Source organism: Paenibacillus sp. FSL H7-0918 (assembly GCF_038007025.1).
GTDB classification, from domain to species: Bacteria; Bacillota; Bacilli; order Paenibacillales; family Paenibacillaceae; genus Paenibacillus_AQ; species Paenibacillus_AQ odorifer.
In genome coordinates, this window is the sequence record NZ_JBBOWJ010000001.1 from 1,287,701 (window position 1) to 1,306,908 (window position 19,208).

At 49.6% G+C, this 19,208-nt stretch carries 18 protein-coding genes; 1 reads left to right on the forward strand and 17 read right to left on the reverse strand.

The window, feature by feature from the left end; all coding sequences use genetic code 11:
- Positions 1–139: 139 nt before the first annotated feature.
- The 13 genes from MHI15_RS05835 to MHI15_RS05895 form a co-directional block, all read right to left on the reverse strand.
- Positions 140–1,600 carry a glycoside hydrolase family 1 protein gene (locus MHI15_RS05835; protein WP_341164213.1) on the reverse strand — a complete coding sequence of 487 codons (1,461 nt, stop codon included), beginning with the start codon at positions 1,598–1,600 and terminating at the stop codon, positions 140–142.
- 18 nt (positions 1,601–1,618) lie between these two features.
- Positions 1,619–2,917 (reverse strand): PTS sugar transporter subunit IIC, encoded by a 1,299-nt coding sequence (locus MHI15_RS05840; RefSeq protein ID WP_076128887.1) that lies wholly within the window; start codon positions 2,915–2,917, stop codon positions 1,619–1,621.
- Between the two features lie 3 nt (positions 2,918–2,920).
- Complete coding sequence (locus MHI15_RS05845) at positions 2,921–3,226, reverse strand: PTS sugar transporter subunit IIB (RefSeq protein ID WP_036683292.1); 306 nt, start codon at positions 3,224–3,226, stop codon at positions 2,921–2,923.
- A 1-nt stretch (position 3,227) separates the two neighbouring features.
- Positions 3,228–3,566 (reverse strand): PTS lactose/cellobiose transporter subunit IIA, encoded by a 339-nt coding sequence (locus tag MHI15_RS05850; RefSeq protein WP_038572728.1) that lies wholly within the window; start codon positions 3,564–3,566, stop codon positions 3,228–3,230.
- Positions 3,567–3,595: 29 nt separating this feature from the next.
- Positions 3,596–5,518, reverse strand: coding sequence for a BglG family transcription antiterminator (locus MHI15_RS05855; protein ID WP_076191835.1), 1,923 nt, complete (start codon positions 5,516–5,518; stop codon positions 3,596–3,598).
- Positions 5,519–5,845: 327 nt separating this feature from the next.
- Positions 5,846–6,304, reverse strand: coding sequence for a hypothetical protein (locus MHI15_RS05860; RefSeq protein WP_341164214.1), 459 nt, complete (start codon positions 6,302–6,304; stop codon positions 5,846–5,848).
- An 88-nt stretch (positions 6,305–6,392) separates the two neighbouring features.
- Entirely contained in the window at positions 6,393–8,351 is a 1,959-nt protein-coding gene (locus MHI15_RS05865; RefSeq protein WP_076279257.1) for a carbohydrate-binding protein, read from the reverse strand.
- A gap of 381 nt (positions 8,352–8,732) precedes the next feature.
- Positions 8,733–9,743 carry a glycoside hydrolase family 130 protein gene (locus MHI15_RS05870; RefSeq protein WP_143759935.1) on the reverse strand — a complete coding sequence of 337 codons (1,011 nt, stop codon included), beginning with the start codon at positions 9,741–9,743 and terminating at the stop codon, positions 8,733–8,735.
- A gap of 56 nt (positions 9,744–9,799) precedes the next feature.
- Positions 9,800–10,636: a carbohydrate ABC transporter permease gene (locus MHI15_RS05875; protein ID WP_036683306.1), complete on the reverse strand. Its 837-nt coding sequence runs from the start codon at positions 10,634–10,636 to the stop codon at positions 9,800–9,802.
- Between the two features lie 14 nt (positions 10,637–10,650).
- Entirely contained in the window at positions 10,651–11,553 is a 903-nt protein-coding gene (locus MHI15_RS05880; RefSeq protein WP_036683309.1) for a carbohydrate ABC transporter permease, read from the reverse strand.
- A gap of 104 nt (positions 11,554–11,657) precedes the next feature.
- The gene (locus tag MHI15_RS05885; protein ID WP_036683312.1) at positions 11,658–13,040 is read right to left on the reverse strand and encodes an ABC transporter substrate-binding protein; all 1,383 of its coding nucleotides are present in this window, start codon (positions 13,038–13,040) and stop codon (positions 11,658–11,660) included.
- A 172-nt stretch (positions 13,041–13,212) separates the two neighbouring features.
- Positions 13,213–14,844: a response regulator gene (locus tag MHI15_RS05890; RefSeq protein ID WP_341164215.1), complete on the reverse strand. Its 1,632-nt coding sequence runs from the start codon at positions 14,842–14,844 to the stop codon at positions 13,213–13,215.
- Between the two features lie 3 nt (positions 14,845–14,847).
- Positions 14,848–16,656, reverse strand: coding sequence for a cache domain-containing sensor histidine kinase (locus MHI15_RS05895; protein WP_341164216.1), 1,809 nt, complete (start codon positions 16,654–16,656; stop codon positions 14,848–14,850).
- Positions 16,657–16,856: 200 nt separating this feature from the next.
- Here MHI15_RS05895 and MHI15_RS05900 point away from each other — a divergent pair, with 200 nt between their 5' ends.
- A complete protein-coding gene (locus MHI15_RS05900; RefSeq protein ID WP_036683320.1) occupies positions 16,857–17,144 on the forward strand; it encodes a hypothetical protein in 288 nt (95 codons plus the stop codon).
- A 175-nt stretch (positions 17,145–17,319) separates the two neighbouring features.
- Here the strand turns inward: MHI15_RS05900 and MHI15_RS05905 are convergent, their stop codons facing one another.
- The 4 genes from MHI15_RS05905 to MHI15_RS05920 form a co-directional block, all read right to left on the reverse strand.
- Positions 17,320–17,565, reverse strand: a complete 246-nt coding sequence (locus MHI15_RS05905) for a helix-turn-helix domain-containing protein (protein WP_340976653.1) — start codon at positions 17,563–17,565, stop codon at positions 17,320–17,322.
- A 205-nt stretch (positions 17,566–17,770) separates the two neighbouring features.
- Entirely contained in the window at positions 17,771–18,031 is a 261-nt protein-coding gene (locus tag MHI15_RS05910) for a hypothetical protein (RefSeq protein ID WP_340977048.1), read from the reverse strand.
- On the reverse strand, positions 18,025–18,240 hold the full coding sequence (locus MHI15_RS05915; protein WP_076128872.1) for a hypothetical protein: 216 nt from the start codon (positions 18,238–18,240) through the stop codon (positions 18,025–18,027). Before MHI15_RS05915 ends, MHI15_RS05910 begins: the two co-directional genes overlap by 7 nt.
- Positions 18,241–18,515: 275 nt before the next feature.
- Positions 18,516–19,202, reverse strand: a complete 687-nt coding sequence (locus MHI15_RS05920; RefSeq protein WP_076310155.1) for a cyclase family protein — start codon at positions 19,200–19,202, stop codon at positions 18,516–18,518.
- Positions 19,203–19,208 lie beyond the last annotated feature (6 nt).

Sequence of the window (19,208 nt, forward strand, 5' to 3'; positions counted from 1 at the left end):
CCCATAAGTTAAGTGCCTTCCCGGATAAAACTTCGTTATAAGAAGAAGCACACACGATCTCTATTCCCTATTAAAAAAACAAAAAAACCTTGATTTCTCAAGGTTTTCGTAAAAAATGAACAAGAACTATAACCCCGCACTAATAGCTTAAATCTGCACCGTTAGAGGTTATGACCTTTTTGTACCAGTAAAAGCTGTCCTTACGCAGACGCAGCAGCGTTCCATTGCCTGCATCATCCTGATCAACATAAATGAAGCCGTACCGCTTGCGCATCTCCGAGGTGGAAGCCGAGATCAGATCAATACAGCCCCAACTGGTGTAGCCCATCAGCTCCACGCCATCGGCAATGGCTTCCGCCATCTGCTCAATATGCTGTGCCAGATACTCTATCCGGTATGGATCACGGATCGTGCCATCCAGTTCGAGCACATCTGCAGCACCCAGACCATTCTCTACTACGAACAAAGGAAGCTGGTAGCGGTCATGCATCTCCTTGAGCACAAACCGCAGCCCCTTTGGATCGATCTGCCAGCCCCAATCGGAAGTTTTCAGGAAGGGATTCTTCAGCCCTGAGGACAGGTTACCTTCCGTGGTGGCTGTGATATTCTCATCTACACTGACTACTGAGGACATGTAATAACTAAAGGAAAGAAAATCCACAAGATTGTCCCGCAGCAAAGCTTCGTCTCCCGGCAACATGGTTATTGTCACTCCATGCTGCTCCAAATGCCGGCGGATATAAGAAGGATAATAGCCTCTAACCTGAACATCGGAGCAGAACATTGCCATTTGGTTCTCAGCTTGTGCTTTCAGCACATCACCGGGATGACAGGAATATGGGTAGAGCAGCTTGCGGGCCAGCATGCAGCCGATCTGGAACTGCGGATTGATCTCCCGGCCCCGCTTAATCGCAAGCGCACTGGCTACGAACTGGTGATGCAAAGCCTGAAAAGCAATCTGCTTCTCATTTGACCTGCCATCCAGAATAATCCCTGCGCCCAGAAACGGCGCTTTGAGTGTACAGTTGATTTCGTTGAAAGTCAGCCAATACTTCACCTTATCCCGGTAACGGGTGAACACAGTCTCCGCATAACGGACGAACAGTTCAACCAGTTCTCTGGATTCCCAGCCGTTGTATTTGGTGACTAGGTGCACCGGCATTTCATAATGGGAAATGGTGACCAGCGGCTCGATATTATATTTGCGCAACTCATCAAAAACATCGTCGTAGAAACGCAGTCCTGCCTCGTTAGGTACCTGCTCATCGCCATTCGGATAAATACGAGGCCAGGAGATGGACATACGGAATACCTTAAAACCCATCTCAGCGAACAAGGCGATATCTTCTTTGTAGCGGTGGTAGAAATCAATCCCTCTGCGTTTTGGGTAATTCCCCAGATTATCATCCTGTATGGCCTCTTCTAGCTGTGGACCGGACATGGACAATAGCTGTTCCAGGCTCTGCCGTTCCTTAGGAGGACAATATTTGACTACGTCAGCAGTGGACAAACCCTTGCCGCCCTCATTATACGCGCCTTCGACCTGATTGGCGGCTACCGCACCGCCCCACAGGAAGTTTTCCGGAAATGGATAAGTCATCGGTTGAGCCTCCTTTTATTAATGGGTGGCAGCGGTTGCTGCCGCCTTAGCTTCAGCCTGCTGTTCTTGCTCCAGCGCTTCGGCATCGGCTTTTTTAAAGAATGGATAGTAGATCATGAAGCTTGCACCAATCATAACCAGCTGGAACGCACTTACGCGCCAGCCCCCGTTCATCCAGCCATTAACCAGCACCGGAATGCCCAGCGGCACCTGAATCCCGTGCAGCACAGGAAGGATACCCAGCGTCGTCAGAAGAATCGCCAGACCACTACTCACCAGCGGAGTCAGGATAAACGGAATCATAAACCGAACATTCAGCACCAATGGCATCCCGAAAATCACCGGCTCATTGACACCGATCAGACTTGGAATAATTGCCAGTTTACCAAGTGTCTTATAACGTGTAGATTTGGCAAACAGCATCGCAATAATGAGACCTAACGTTGCCCCCGCACCACCGATCAGTACATAAACCGGGAAGAACGGTGAACCAATGATATGCGTACCTTCCACACCTCTTTGGTAAGCGTCCAGATTCTCAAGTCCCAAAGCCACCCAAATCGGGCCGACAACGGAATAGACTACCAAGGTGCCGTGAACTCCAAAGAACCACAGCAGGTGAATTACGAAGATGCAGATCAGCATCGCCCACCAGGTACCCCCCAGACTAGTCAGTGGCAGCTGGATAATCGAGAAGACAAACTCGTGCATATTGCCATATTTCGTTGCGGCGAAAATCGCCGTCAGCACCAGCATCAGAACCGCTACGATAAAACCAGGCGTAAGCGCGGCAAAAGATTTCTCAACCGTGGGCGGAACACCCTTCGGCATTTTGATATAGAATTTCTTTTCCAATACAAAGGTATAGATCTTACCTACCAGCAGTGCCAGGATGATTGCCACGAACAATCCTTTGGCGCCCAACCAGGAGTAACCAAATGCTTTGGTCACACCGTCATCCAGCAGTCCTTTTGGTGTAACTAGCAAGAAACTCATCAGCGCCAAAATCCCTGCCGAAAAGCCTTGCTGCTTATGTTGGGTAGCGAAATTGTAAGCGATGGAGAACACCGCGTAGAGTGCGATCAAATCGGTGGTTACAGTTGCCGGAATCGAAGTATAAGTTTTGAGTCCAGTGCTTTCCAGGAAATTCTGATAAGGATCAAGCTTGAGTGCATTAATCAGGGAAAAAATAGCGCCCAGAATCAAAATTGGCATCAAGGCCATCAGACCGTTGGAAATAGCGCTGATATAGGTATTTTTTTGGATTTTCGTGCTGACTTTCTGGATCTTGGCTCTCCATTCTGCGCCGCCTGCCATGACTTAAGCCCCCTTCTCCATCAGTTCAAGTGCTGTAGCCAGCACCTTGTCCCCATCCATCATGCCATAGTCCATCATATCGATCGTAGTTACTGGAATGTTCGGATATTCTGCGGCCAGATCGCCTTCGGCATGTCCCATTTGTGGTCCAAGCATAATGATGTCAAAAGGCTTTTGATCGGCGATGTCACTCTCCGCCACCGCATCAATAACCACTTCAACCCCTTGTGTCCGTGCCGATTCTTTCATCCGTTCCACCAGCATACTTGTCGAGAATCCGCCTGCACAGGCGAGCAATATTTTTTTCATCTTAGTTCACCGATCCTTTCAATTCTAGTTCGAGCGCTTTGCGTTCTTTGATTTCTTCGATCAGTTCCACAGCCAGTTCTCTAACCGTCAGGGCATTCATCAAATGATCCTGCGCGTGAATCATCAGCAGCGTAATTTCTGTCTTTTCGCCCCGGCCTTCAGCCTGGATCAGCCCCGTTTGTACTTTATGTGCTTTGGTCAAGCTGGTCTTGGCGTTCTTAATCATCTCGCCCGCTTCTTCCAGGTTTCCGGCGCGCGCGGTTCTTACCGCTTTTAAGCTAAGGCTTCTTGCCTCTCCGCTGCTGGCAATAATCTGCATAATCGTTTGTTCATAATCCATGGGTTCTCCACTCCGTATCGTCATTTTATTTATAGTAGGTTCTCTATCTCATTCATAAATTGCTCATAACTATTCGTGTTTAGCAGCCGATTGCGACTGTCTTCCTTCTCCATTAGAACCAGTAGCAGCTTGCTGATCTCTTTGTGCAGGAACAACTGCCCCGGACCCAGATTGATCAGAAAAATCAATTGGACCGGCTTCCCCTCATAGATCAGCGGTTTCTTCAACACGGTTACACTGATACAGTCGCGGATCGCGCTCATCCGCATCGGATGCGGGCCGGCCACCCCATTTTTGTAAATGGTGGTGAATTTCTGCTCTCTGAGCAGCACTTGTTCGGGAAAATCGTCAGCTGCATAATGATTGCCCACGATCTCCCGGCAGCGCTGCTTTAACAGCTCCATGTAATCTTCGTCCGAACCAGACAGATGAAACAGCTCCCTGCGGAACAAATCCTTGAAATCCATCAGCTTGTAGGACGGTTCTGTGCGATTAATCTGCAAAGACAATATTTCTTTGATCCGCTGAATCTCTTGATCATCCAGCAGCTGTTTGATATGGATCACCGGTTTTTCCTTAATCTCTGTTGCCAGCGGTACAGTAGAGAGAATCAGATCCACAGGCTTGCTGCTGATCTCCTCCACCTCCGTGATGGAGGCTGTGATCACCGACGCTTTGGGGAATACCGCTTCCAGCTTCAGCCGGATTAACTGGGCACTGCCCCCTCCCGTCGAGCAGATCACGGCAATCCGCTTGAACTTCTCCAGATTGCGCTGCTGCATCCGTTCCAGATGGGTGGCAAAATGCAACGCGACATACCCTGCCTCATCGCGCGACATCCGAAACCCGTACTGCTCCTCTACAATCTCAGCGAAGCGGAAGGAAATGACGAACACATTGGCATACTGGCTGTAAACATCCTCCACCAATGGGTTGCCGAGCTGAAGATTGTAATACAACCGGTTCAGCAGCGGGAACATATGCAATAGCAGTGCTTCGCGCAGCTCTTGATCTTGAGTGAATCCAGTAAGGAACTCGCGGTCCAAGCGCTCCAGAATAGCCGTGATTCCCTCCCGCAGATGCGATTTGGTCTCTTCCGACATCCGCTCCATAATGGTCTTGCCAGAAATGTGCAGCGCCAAATAATCAATCTCATCCGCCGGAAGCTTAATCTGGTATTGAGAGGAGATGAAATCTGCAATACTCCCGGCAATATCCTGATACAGCGGCTCAGGTGTTCCCTGCAAGGCTTGTCCAGCCACAATGAAATTGTGCTTGGAAACCCTGTAAAGAAGAATGAACAGATGGGTCAAGATATTATCCAGAAACACATCCGAGATCTTCAGTTCTTTTTCCTTGAGGATTTGCAGTAGAAATCCCTTAAGCTGCTCAGCATCGAAGTCCTGACTAAAAGCATGAAAATCCTCCGTATGCTGCAGCGTATGACCCGATTGCAAGATAAAGTAAGAAAAGGCTTTACGGAAGTCTTGCTCTTCCCCCTCGATTTTCATGCCATAATGAGCCCGACGTTTCAAGCTAAGCCGGAAAGCGGCAAGTCGCTGCTCTACTTCCTTCAGATCGGAAATAATAGTAGAACGGCTAACGCCGATTTCTTCCGCCATGTTATCCATAGACTGATAGCTATCGTTCTGCAAGAGATAGAATAGTAAATACTGCTGGCGTGATTGCTTATTATCGAGATCCACCTGATCCAGCTGCAGCATTCCTTTTTCCTGGTAGCTACTGAATTTGGCTTCATCGCCAATCTCCAGTAGATAACCCTGGCCGCGGATCATACGGATACCGAAACCATTCGCCTCTCCTGTTTTGTCGAGTGCACGGATCACGTCACGGAGAGTCCGTTCGGACAACCCCACTTCGGCAATCAGCTCACTCATGCGCACAGGACTCTTGCGGGTATATAAAATATTAACAATCGTATATTCTCTCACCTTAAATTCCCTCATTTGTGATACTAGTATCGGATGAAGCACTCAGCTGGTTATGAATACATCATACGTGGAAGCGTTATCTTCTGAACAGTTTGTATTCTGCTGTTTGGAACGGCAGAAACTGACGGATAGGAAAATAACGGATTAAATTCTTAGCATACATTATTTGTGGCCACAAATCAGGAGGAAATATACAACAAAGAGGAGAGTGTGATGTGAGGGTAATAGGATCAATATGTAGAGTCAAAAATCCCAAGGTCAGTATGACCTTGGGATTTTAATTATCTTCTGCAGGAAATCACGCATGGCTTTGCAATATTTTATCCACTACATGCCCACAGCTGAGGAAACTGCGGCAAAGATTGCCGCCACCAGCCAAAGAATCGGAAACAGCTTGAGTATTACCTTTAACCATTGTCCAAAATTGATCCGGGCGATGGCCAAACCTGCCAGCAGCACACCGCCCGTTGGCGAAATGAGATTCGTTAATCCATTTCCAAATTGGTATGCGGTTACTACCGATTCGCGGTTAACACCCACAAGATCGCCTAATGGTGCAAGCACAGGCATCGTCAAGGCCGCCTCTCCTGATGAAGAAGGAACCAAGAACGTAATAATATTATGCACGACCAGCATGATGGTGGTGAACAAGTAATTCGGCAAACCCTTAAGCATAGTAGCCAGGCCATTCAAAATGGTATCGATAATCATCCCGTTCTCTGCAACGACGAGGATCCCCCGGGCCAAACCGATGATCACAGCAGCGTAGTGTGAGTTATATTTCATCTTGGCATTAAAAAGGCCTCAATTCGGCGATTCTGCCACAACAATAGCTAGATCCATCTTATTGCAATTAAATCAAACCGTTTCCATTCTATTTGAACTGGAACCAGGTTAAATTTGCAACTGTGGTTGAATCTGACTTAACAAAAGTTACATATACGGTATGGGTCCCTACAGCGGTCCCGGCATTAAGCGGGATATTCTTGACTGACCATGTCTGCCATCCGCCTGTGCTTTCTGCTGTCCAATAACCCAGCATAGTGCCCGTAGGACTGTCCAAGTGGAATTCTATTCTTCCGCCGGAATTAGCGGATGCAACCTTCAAATCAATACTTGTTTTAGCTGTACTACCAAAATCTACATTTTTAAATGCTATATAGTCGCCATTACTCCCTCCACCAACATCCAGCCCACCATCAGTGCTTGCCTCATAGGAAATAACACCTGAACTAAGGTTATAGCCTTCCGCTTCAAATTTCAATGTGTTGAATTTTGGAGCTGCAGCATAGCTGTTAGTATCTGTTATTTTCAATTCTGCCAATGTAGTTGCCGCAACTCCACCAACGCGAACATTGTTTAATGTAACTCCGGAGACAGTAGATGTGTCACTCCAACCCTTCATGATTGAAACTTCACCTAAAGCGCGTAAATTTATATTATTATAGACCACATTTTTTATCGGACCGGTTTTCGCAGAAAGATCAAACCATCTGGAGTGAACACCGGATCTTGGCCAGAAGCCTTCTACATCTATATTGTCAAATATGATGTTTTGTGCTGCTGGAGTTCCATAAAGATGACCTACTGCTAAAGCACGCCAGCACCGGTATACATAAGAGTTTTTAACAACTATGCCATCCTGAAGCTGTTTCACTCCATCTCCAACCTTAAATGCTCCACATCTGCTCCAAGCCAAAGCATCATCCACAACTACATTTGACTGGCTTTCAGGACTTCCAGGCCAGTTTGCAGCTATATCCGTAGTTTCTACATCCCATGTCTTAAATGAGTATGTGTCATCCTCCGATACTGCTACAGTGTGCTTTATGAGTACATTCTGGCTCTCTTGAATGTCGATTGCATCATTTTCATAATCAAGTTCATTGTTGTTGAAGTGCTTTGTATTCTGGAATGTTACGTTATTAGATCTTGTAACTATTGTAGCCCAGCCACCGCTGTCTCTTATTGTTATGCCGTCAACCGTGAAGTTGCTGCACTGCAAGGGTACAAGAATATTGTTCAAATAATTGTTTGTATTTCTCATATAATGGCCATTGCCGTCAATAGTCCCCCTGCCGTATATCTTAATATTGTTTGCATTTGTTTCAGTATAAATAAACCATGTTCCATCCTTACCCAGAGAATTCTTATGAAAATGGGTAGTGTAATCGCTTGGATTTCCTGAACCCCTTATAACAGAACCACCCTCCAGATAAACCGAAACATTGCTTTTTAAAACAAGGTTTCCGCACTTATAAACACCGGCTGGAACGTATACTATACCGCCACCTGCTGCGTTAGCCGCATTTATGGCGTTTTGTATTGCAGTTGTAGCCATAGCGGCACCGGTACTGTCGGCACCGTACCCGGTTTTAACATTGTATATACCTGTACCGGATGAAGCCGGAACATTGGTTTCAAGAGCATCTGCCGCAATAACCAGATCTTTCAGGTTATTGATTTTAACTATAAGATATGTTGGTGATGAAAGTGTAAATGTAAGTGTATTTCCGCTCTTTGTTGCAGTGATTCCCAAAGCTTTGGGAGAAATATTATAGGTATTGATTGTCTCGCTTGCTGTTATTGTGATTGTAGTAGTACCTGAAAAAGAGAAATTACAATAATTATAGTTTACAAATACCGCCGAAGTGTCGATTACCGGTATATTTGTAGAGTCTGCTGTTACCGTGTATTGACTGGTCGTGGTATAGATCGACGGTAATGGATAGCTTACAATTGTGCCCGCCGCTCTTGCTGTCAAAGGAACGACAGCTAAAAGACTGGCGAGCATACAAACAATTAAACTTAATAGTTTTAACCTTTTTAGCATAAATAAACACCTCTTTCATATCTTCAGAAAATACTCTGTCATCAGTGAATAATGATTTCACCAGTGATGCTCTATTACTCTTTTCATAAAGTCGATATATTCCTGTTCAGCTTCGGAAGTGGCAGAGTAATACTAACCTTTTCTGCATCAGCAAAGTTTCCTTTTAAAATACGGCCCCGGTTTTGTTCACCTTGTGCAGAATTTCTGCGTTGGTCGCTACTACTGAGCTGTATTGTTGCATTTTATGCACAATCTCCCCACGGTCGCTGCTATTGATTTAGCATTGTTGCACTTCATGCACAATCTCCGCGCAAGCCGCTCCAATCATGGCATATGGCCCTACTGTTACTCCGCATTTCCGCCCTCAGCCTGCTTCCAATCTTATCTATGCTCCGGCTCCAGACAGAGCCGGAGCATATCGTCCACATGGGCCGTTGCCAGACATTCCACCGTATCCGCAGAGCCGTAATAGATCTTGACCTCGCCGTCATCCTCCAGAATCATCCCTCCCGGAAAAATCACATGATTGCGGAAGCCCCCGCCAATCTCATAGTCTGTCTCCGGTGCCAGCAGTGGCTGCCTGCTCATGCCGATCACCTTGCGGGGGTCCTCCAGATCCAGCAGCATAATTCCGGCGGTATAGCGCTTCTTCCAGGTGTCCTCCCAACCTTGCTTGCCTCTGGCCGGGTCCACATCCACCGCATGGAAGGTGGTCAGCCAGCCCTTATCCGTCCGGACCGGAGGTGCGGCCGGGCCAACCTTGTCATTGGCAAACGGCACCTGCTCGACGGCGAGCAGTAGGCTGGAGTTGCCCCAATGCTTCAGGTCCGGCGACTCGGAGATCCAGGCATCGAAGCGGTCCCGGCCGCCGCGGCTGTATACCGTGAAGGGACGCTCCAGCCGGACATACTTGCCGCCGATCAACTCGGGAAACAGTACCATATTGCGCAGGTCCGGTGTAGACAGGCTGAGCACCTCGAAGTGCTCCAGATCATCGGTAACGGCAATTCCGCCGCGGATGCCATGGTGCGTATCCACGGCAAAACACATATAACAACGGCCGCCGATCACGGTCAGGCGCGGGTCGTAGGCGCGGATAATTTCCTCGTCATGAATTTTGAACACTGGCTTCGGGCCGGCGGTCCAGCTCAGCCCGTCGTCACTGTAAGCAATGCCGAGATCCGTGGTGTGGTGCGGCTCAAGCGTCTGATCTACCAGTGAGCCGTAATCATTACGGAAGATCATCACATACTTGCCGTTAAATTTCGTTACACCGGCATTGAATACCAGTGCGGTGGGGTAAGGAACCTTCGTTGCATCCAGCACAGGATTGCCCGGATACCGCCGGATGAACGGGGCAGATTGCAGAATTGCCGGAGCGTGTTGAGTCATGGGGTGTACCTCCTTGAATGTCAAATATGGAATATGGGTTGCGCAGGGCCGGACCGCTACCCTTTGAGGGAACCGGCTGTCATCTGCATGAAGGATTTGTTGGCGAACAGATAGGCTACGAGAATCGGCAGAATGGACAAGCAGGCGCCTGCCATCATATAGTGGGTCTGGGAAGCGGCCGAAATCCCGTATTTCAGGTTCGCCAGCCCGACAGTCAGCGTCTGCAGCTCCGGCTTCGTCATCGTGAACACGAGTGGCAGCAGATATTCATTCCACGCGCCGCGGAAGGTGAACAGCGCACCTACGCCGAGTCCGGGTCCGAGCAGCGGCAGAATAATCCGCCAGAAGGTGCGGCCGGGGGAGCTGCCGTCCATCAGCGCCGCCTCATCCAGCTCACGGGGAATCCCCTTCATGAAGCTGGACAGAATGAAGAAGATCGAAGCATGGGCGGAGATCAGAATCAATATGACCCCCCACAGGCTGCTGTGCAGATGAAGCTTGACCATCAGATCAAACTGCGGACGCAGCACGACCGCCCCTACTGCCACGAACATAGTGAAGGATTGCAGGCCGATATACAGTTTCTTGCCTGCAAAATCCATCCGGTCCACCACATAAGCCGCCATGGATGATACCAGCAGCGTGCCAACCACCGCCGCCAGAGAGACAATCAGGCTGTTCAGCGTATATCTGGAGAAATTCGCCTGTGCCCAGGCTTCGGCATAGTTCGAGAAATGCCAGCTATCCGGCAGGAAGGTGGCTCCCGCAGTCAGTTCGGCATTTGTCTTGAAGGAGCCGAGAATGGTGATAACAACCGGAATCAGGGTGATAAAAGCAAATGCCAGCAAAAAAATCCACAGGATGATATTGCCCAGTATGGTTCTTATTCTCATAATAGCCTCTCTCCTCAATCGGTCTGATTCATACGTCTGGATGCGTAGAAATAAATGAGCGATATGATCCCGACGATGACCGCAGACACGAAGGCGACCGCACTGCCGTATCCGAACTCTTGGACCTGGACCGCCGCGCTGCCTCCGCCGACAGGGAAAAATAATTTGTACAAATACAGGAACATCACCTCTGTCTTGCCTACAGGACCGCCTTCGGTCAGCACCATAATGCTCTCGTATCCCTTCAAAGCTGTAATGATCGCCAGCATAATGACCATCTGCATGACAGGCCCGAGCATCGGCAGGGTGACATAGCGGAACTGCTGGAGTCTGCCTGCTCCGTCCAGGGAAGAGGCTTCATAAACATCCTCCGGGATATTCTGCAGACCGGCGAGGAAGAGCAGCATGTAATTGCCGACCGCCCCCCAAGCCGCAACCAAAATGACGGTGAGCATGGCATATTTCGGCCCCAGCCAGTCCACACCGGAATCGGAAAGGCCCGAACGGATCAGGAACTGGTTGAGAATCCCGTTATACGAGTTAAAGATCGTGAAGAAGACTACGGCCATTACGGCGGTACTGATGACAGTCGGCATGAAGAAAATCCCCCGCAGCAGCTGTCTGCCCCGCAGCCCCCGATTCAATATGGAGGCCAGCAGCAGAGCCAGCGGAATAGTGATCAGCAGCTTGCCGCCTGCATAGACAAACGTATTCACCACCGAATCCCAGAACTGGGTATCCTTCAGGATGCGGCTGAAATTGGCCAGCCCGGTAAACCGGGCCGTTCCGAACCCTTTGTAATCATAGAACATATAGCGGAACGCCCAGGCAATCGGATAAATCCCGAGGACCAACGTGAGCAAGGCACTTGGAAAGATAAAGCTGTATGAAAATAAGGCTTGTTTTGTTTTGTTCATCTGGTTTCTTCCGGCTCCTCTCCCTTGCGGCCAGAGCAGAGGGATGGGAAAGCTGCTTCCTCATCCCTCTGCTTTGGCCTATATCTCTATTCCTGACCTTCCATCTACTTGGCGAACTTGCCGCCCAATGCGGCGGGGTCAAAGCCGGCATCCGGCTCGGCCTTCACGCCATCATTCGCAATCACGCTGTCCAGTGCAGTGTTATAGCGTTTGTTCAGATCGGCGATAATTGCCTTCAGATCGCCGCCGTTCAGCATATACTTGAAGAAGGCGTCATCCGATTTCATCCCTTCCGGTGCTACAGACGGATAGACCGGCCACACTCCATCGTGCTTGTTCGGCAGGAAGCCTTCAATGCCGTTCACATCCGGTGTCTTGGCTACTGCGCTGACGGATGGAACCATGGAGATGCCAAAGCCTTTTTCCTGATAATCCGTCAGCACCTGATCGCCGTACATGAACTCCATGAACTTCCAGGCTGCTCCTTTGTGCTCCGACTTCGAGCTCAGCGCCAGCCACTGGCCCCCGAGGAAGCCCGAAGCCCCCTTCACGGTGCCGTCGATGGTCGGAACCGGAGCGGCTGCCCAGTCAATCTTGGCCGGGAACTGATTCTTGTAGACGCCCGGCTCCGAGGAGTAGGACATATACATTCCGATTTTGCCCTCTGCAAACTGCGCCCGCAGCGGATCAATATCCAGCGATTCCACACCCGGCAGCATGCTGCCGTTGTCCCGGATCTGCTTAAAGGCATTGATGATCGACTCGAAGCCGCTGAAATCGTAGCGGGCCGTCTTGAAATCATACCCGAAACCGCCGTAGCCGCTCATCTCCGCAATCACCCGCGCCGAACGCGCAAACGCGCTTCCGGGGCTTTTGAAGTTCTGGGCGAAGCCGTAAGCGCCGTCCGCTTTACCGGCTTCCGTCAATTTTTTGGCGGTATCCACCAGCTCCTGCAGGGTAGCTGGCGGATGCTCAACGCCTGCTTTGGCGAACAGATCCTTGTTGTATACTAGACGCATGGTTGTTCCATAATTCGGCAGACTGTAACGCTTGCCGTCAAATTCATTCAGATCCGGCATGACCGGGAATTTCGTCTTCAGCTCATCGGTGAGGAACTCGTCAATGGGAGCGAGAAAGCCTTTTTTGTAGAAGGTCTGGATGGTATTCTCCTTCACCCGGATTACATCCGGCGCATCGGAGGTCTGGAAGGACAGATCGAGTGCGGTATCGAAGTCGTCGCCCTTGACGACCAGCTCCACCTCAATCCCGTCAGTATTGGTTGCGTTGAACTCGGCTACCTTGTCCTTCACGAAATCCGCATCATGACGGTCGCCGGTCCAGTAGCTGATTTTGGTCTTGTCCCCCGAGCCGCCTGTCTTCCCGTCTCCCTTACCTTCTGCAGCATTGCCACCGTTACCGTTGCCGCAGGCTGTCAGGCCAAGTGCCAGGACCAGGCTCAGAGATGTTATTAGCATACGCTTCATCATTGGTAGTTCCCCCTTATATATCCCTGTTGTATTCGCTTACAACCTGATTATAGACGGATTGGCGCATCCGGATAAGGCGGGTAAGCCCACTTTAAGGGCAGATTTCTGCAGGAGCTTTATACAGTGAAGGGAGGCCACCTCCGCCCTGCGGACATGCCTCCCCTGCGCATTTTTATTCTTTTCCAAGATAATGCAGTTTGAACTCGGACGGGGTCATTCCGGTATATTTCTTGAACACCTCGCTGAAATAGCGCCTGTGCTCATACCCGAGATCCTGGGCGATCTCCTGAACCTGCCGGCCGCTGATCAGCATCGCCTTAGCCTTCTCCATCTTCTCGTGCATCACATACTGCTGAAACGAAATCCCCTGCACCTTCTTGAACAGGTTGGAGAAATACCCCTGGCTGAGGTTAATCTGCTTCGCCACCTGCTCCAGCGACAGCCCCGTATCCAGATGGCTATCGATATAAGCGGCGGCCTGGCGGATAATCCGCGTGGACTCCAGGGAACGGGCCTCCGTAACCAGCGCACAGGCCTCCCGGCACAGCCCGGACAGCAGGTCCCGGATATCCTGCAGGGAAGGATGCACCCGGTTCTTCAAGACGGCAATCCTGTGCTCCAGCGGCTCCACCTGCCCGTAGGGGAACTGCTCCAGCAGGACCCGGCAGATCCTGTAGCCCAGCTCATAGCCGACGCTTTCCACATAACGCGGCTCAGGCAAATGCCCGCTGTCCAGCAGCTCCGCGAATAGCTGATCGAGCATCTGCAGGCTTTTGGCAGAATTGCCGGAACGCAGGGCGAACAGTAGCTCCTGCTCGACGGCGGCGGAGTAGCTGTGAAGTGCGAGCGGTTTATTCTCGACATTGCTGTAAATGTAGACCCCGTTTCCTCCGGTGTAGAAATGATAACCCAGCGCGCTAATCGCCTGCCTGTACGCTGTGCCCAGCTCCTGAATCGCCGCTGCGCTCAGCCCCACGCCAATGGAAAGCGTATGCCGGGAGAATCGGCTTACATTCGTGCAGCAGGCCTCCGTAACCAGCGCGGCCGTATCCGGGTCCGAGCCGTTCATGATGCAGACGTACCGGTCTGTCGCCTCCCGGATGATAACGCCGCGGGTCCAGGCGGAAATCGTCTCTTCGAGAATATTATGCAGGCTGAACCGCAGCAGCTCGACCTCCTGCACAGGCTGGCCGCTCAGCTTCTCCGTGAAATGATCGATTTCGGCGACAAACACGAAGAAATCATGCTGGTCCAGAGGGATATCGAGATAGGCCCAACGGGAACGTGCATCCGATTCTGTCGTCTGGTGGTGCAGCAGGAAGATGAGATATTCCTGGCGGAGAATAGGTAGACTTTCTCTAATTTTGGCCTCCATCACAGCAAGTCTGGTGGTCTCCTGACGCTCCTCCCGGCACAACTCCCTGGCCTTCAGCACAGCCTGCACAATCTCGTCCAGGGAAAAGGGCTTCTTGACGAAATCAAGCGCCCCTAGTCGGATGGCTTCCTGGGCATAAGAAAACTCCGAGTAGGCGCTGAGGATAATAATCTTGCAGTCCGGCAGTTCCTCCAGAATCGCCCGGGTCATCTGCAGACCGTCCATTCTTGGCATCCGGATATCAGTCAGCACAATGTCCGGCCGGGTCTCGCGGATAATCTGCAGCCCCGCTTCACCGTCCAGCGCTGTACCGACTACCTCAATACCGTGCTCCTGCCATGGCGGCTTGCTCGAGACCATCTCCACCACACTTTTAATATCGTCGATTACACATAATTTGAACTTTTCCAGCTCCAGCTTCCGGTCCATCCTTCATCTCTCCTCTTCTGAGGGAATCCACAGATCCGTCCATGATCCCTTACTTGGTTCGCCGCCCACATCCATACGGGCTTCGTCCCCGTAATACAGCGCCAGCCGGTGCCTGATGTTGAACAGGGCATAACCTTTCCTCGACTGCGGAGCCCTGACCATCCCCTGCTTGACCCGTACAGCATCAAGTCCCCGTCCATTGTCGGTAATGCAAATATGCAGCAGCCCCTGCTCCCGGCTGACCGTGATGTCTATCCTGCCTCCTATAGTCCGGTCGCTGAATCCATGCTGGATGCTGTTCTCCACTACCGGCTGCAGGATAATCTTGGGCATCAGACAGCTAAGCAGTGCCTCATCCTCTACCGTCACCGTGTATTCGAACAGACCTTCATAGCATTTCTGCTGAATAGCGAAATACTGCCGCACGTGGGACAGCTCATCCGCAAGGGTAATCAGATCCTTGCCGCCGCTGAGCCCGATCTGGAACATCTGCGACAACGACAGGATCATCTCATTTACATCGTCATTCTCCCCCATGACCGATTTGCAATAAATGGTATTGAGTGTATTGTACAGAAAGTGCGGCTCCATCTGGGCCGTAAGCGCGCGGATCTCTGCATGCCGCTTGTCCTCCTCCTTGGTCTTCACATCTGCGATCAGCGTCTTAATCTCTGACATCATCCGGTTGAACTGAAAGCCCACCTGGGCAACCTCGTCCTCATAACGGCTCTCATACACCACGCTGAGCTGGTTCTCTTCGACTCTGCGCATCAGCCGCCGCAGCTTGAACAGGGGCTTCAGCAGCACAGATGTCAGCTGGTTGGAGATCAGCCAGGTGGCCAGCAGGAAAACAACAATGACATAGAGGGTAATGCGCTGCACCCGCTGCAGCTTGCCCAGCAGCTGGTCCCGCGACTGCATGCCGGAGATGATCCAGTCGGGTGATACCGCTGAGCTTGTATAATTAACCAGATACTCCTTGCCGCCATAGCTGTAGTAGTGGTCCTGCGGATCGGCCGCTTTCCCGGCTTCGGCAAGCACCGGCTTCCAGGGGAACCTGCCCCGGAACGGCCAGCGGGACTCCACCACCGCCTCTCCTTCCCCGCTCACCAGATAATAATTTCTCCCTGCTTGTTCTCCGCCTGTATTCAGCAGCTCATCTATCCGGCTCTCCCTGATATTGACCACAATAAATACATTGCTGATCGGCGTGTAAGGGTATTCATAAATCCCCCGGACTACGAAGGAGACCACCCGCTGGCTGCCCGTGAACAACCGGTCATAATGTCCTTTGGCCCAGTAGCCGCCCGGCCGCTCCTTGCTCAGATCATATAATTCCGAGCCGTAGAACGAGTTGTCCTGCGCCCGGATCTGCGTAGTGGAATAGAAATCGCCAATCGGGGTAACGATCAGCACGTTTTCGATGATCGGCTGATTGAACGTTACCTGGGAGAGCACATATTGCAGATCCGACAGATGGACATAGTAATTCGACACATCATGGCTGAACACATCGAGCATCATCTTGCGGTACGCATCGCTCAGCATCAGGGACTGCACAGACAGCGCCACATCATTCAGGCGGGAATCCAGCAGCTGTGCCGTCTTGCTTACGGTCTCCCGGCTGCCGGCGTAGGCATTATCCTCGATCTCCTGCGCGGCAATCCAATACGAGAAGCTGCCCATTGCACCGATGGACAGCGTAATCAGCACGATGAACGAGAACAGAATCCTCTGTTTGATGGATATCCGGTAATACCTGCCGGCGATCTGCTGCCGGATCTTACGGCCATAGGCTGTGAATATATTCATAGTTCCCCCTTCTTGAGCATGTATCTCCCTATGTTTGTATGTTCTTGTCACTTGTACCATATGGCTGCTCCAGTCCGGTGTCAAGACAGGGCATGATTATTTAGCGGATTCCGTCCCTTATTATCAATAGGCAGGGGGCCCTCCGCATAACATGGTGCGGATTCACTAATCATGGCTCAAGTTGACGGGAAGCTGCGCGATTGAGTAATTATGCTTGTGACGGTCAGTCCATTCCGTTTGATGCCTTTCTGCGGCAAATGTTGAACGATCCAACAGTAGCAGAGCTCACTGATTTTGTTGCCTCATACGTAAAAAATAATACAATTAGCCAAACTGACGGTTTCAAGGGCGATTCTATGAAGCATGAAACAGAGATGGGGGGAACGTTGAGCGAAGTCCTGCCCCAACTGAATACTGGCGGCAACGCAGTGTTCACTTATTATGGCGGCGGGCAATCTGGTCTGCTTCATGTGGTATTCCATGTATAGGTCTGGTAACAATATACTGCTTCCATTTGCTGCTTCGACATCTGGATGTGAAGATGTAAAACTACGTCAAAATTTCAATTTTACGTTTTTATTTCCGCTTGATCATCTTTACAGTAAATCACGCTTAATTTTTGCGATCTGTCACAGTTCTAGTTGTTCTCTAGGGTTAAGCCCCTTAACAGTCTGCAATAACTCCACTTAATTCACCAATAGTTGAATGCTCCTTCCCGGTTAAAAGCCATTCATAAGAACAACCGAACTCAGAGCAAATTGAGAAAACCGTCTCTATTGCCGGCTTACCTTTTCCAGATTCCAAATCACTAAGGCTGCCTTGAGAAACACCGATTTTATTAGCAAAATCCGTTTGATTAAGATTATGTATTTTTCGTAGTTGTTTAATATTTGCCCCAATAGTGTTCATTTAACCGCCTCCACACTACGATTTGTGCCAACAATTGATCCACGAGCTTTTGAACCTAAAATCAGTTTTAGCCATTTAGAGTATCTTTAATAATACTCAAGGAAAACCATTAAAAAAGCCCTGATAAATCAAGGGTTTCTTGACCATCAGGACTAAGATACTTGTGCCAAAAATCGTTACAAACGCTGACAAGATGAATTACAACTCACACGTAGATAAATTCTCCGCAACCTTTAACAAAATTCTCGGCAATTTCCTTTTGACTCATCCGGGTGACAATCCCTGAAAAAATACCAAGTGCAAAGAAAAGCGCTCCGATCTCAGTCATATACCAGCCTTTGCTCAGTATTCCCCAGACAATAAGCCCCAAGGTAAAGATGAAGCCGCCAATAATTAATTTATCCCGATTCGAGAAACTTACTTCTATCCCATCGTTCTCGTTGATGAAGTGTTGGCGGTTTAGAATATCATTTTGGAATACCGCTGAAAATCACCATGGCTATCGGAATCACTTTTGAGTCTTCCGGCTAAAGCCATCAGTGCCCGGTCAATCGCCCCCGTCTGCAGAATAATTCTAAAAGCTCCCCCTACAATCAGGACGAAGGCGACGACATCAGCAGCATTGATGATTCCCTCCAACGGCGCACTGGCAATTTGGGCAAATCCTTGTCTCAAATCCCCTTGCTCACTGATTTTAGGAACGGTATGATAGGTTCCTTGTCAACTATTAATTTATTCAGAATTCAACTCCAAAATATCTTCGGCAGCGACGATCTGTAATGCTCTGATTTTTAAAATAAAAAAATCGCATGACCTCAATATTTCATGAGAGTCATGCGATCTTCTGGTCAAGGATGATAAGACGGGGATAGAACCCCTACGGTATAGGAACAGTCCGAGATGATGTTGCAGATATAATCACAGGCGAAACAATTATTACTGAATAGCCTTTAATCTTCTATTTCAACGATTACATTAATGATAGAAGCATCATGGTCTTTAATACGAAGTGGTGCTGCGAAGGCAGAAATGAGTTTTTTGCCAACTAATGGAGCTGGGTTAATATCTTCATAAATGAGCATTGTCGGCTCTTTATATTTCTCATGATCTAAAAAGGCATGATGGACAAAATAGCCGTTTCTTTTTGCTTCTGCCAAATTTTCAATGCTCAAGGTATCAATAGCTACTGCTTTGCAGTTTGGGAGCTTCGTCCGGATGTATTCGGCAGCTTCCGAAGAGACAGCAGGAAAATTATTGGCGTATTTTTCGAAATCCGTATCTCTGTGTTTCCAATAGCTCGTGTTGAAGATTAGAATATCCGCTTCATTAAGTTCTTCATATTCCTCAAGCATGTCGATTGTGATAAAGCCGTTTGGGCCAAGCGGGCAGTCAATTAATAGTGGGCTTCTGTAGATGAAGTCTTCTATAGGAACAGCATCTATCCCCTTACCGTTATTCAAATGATGCCATGGTGCATCGACATGGGTACCAGCATGAAGATAAATGCTTAACACACTTCCGTTCCATTCATCTCCTTTAATCAAGCGCTCTCTAGGATCTAATTTCACTTCTGGTAATCCTGGAAAAATAGGCATTCCTTCATAAATTGGGTAACCAATTTCGACGAATTTTGAAATAGTAAC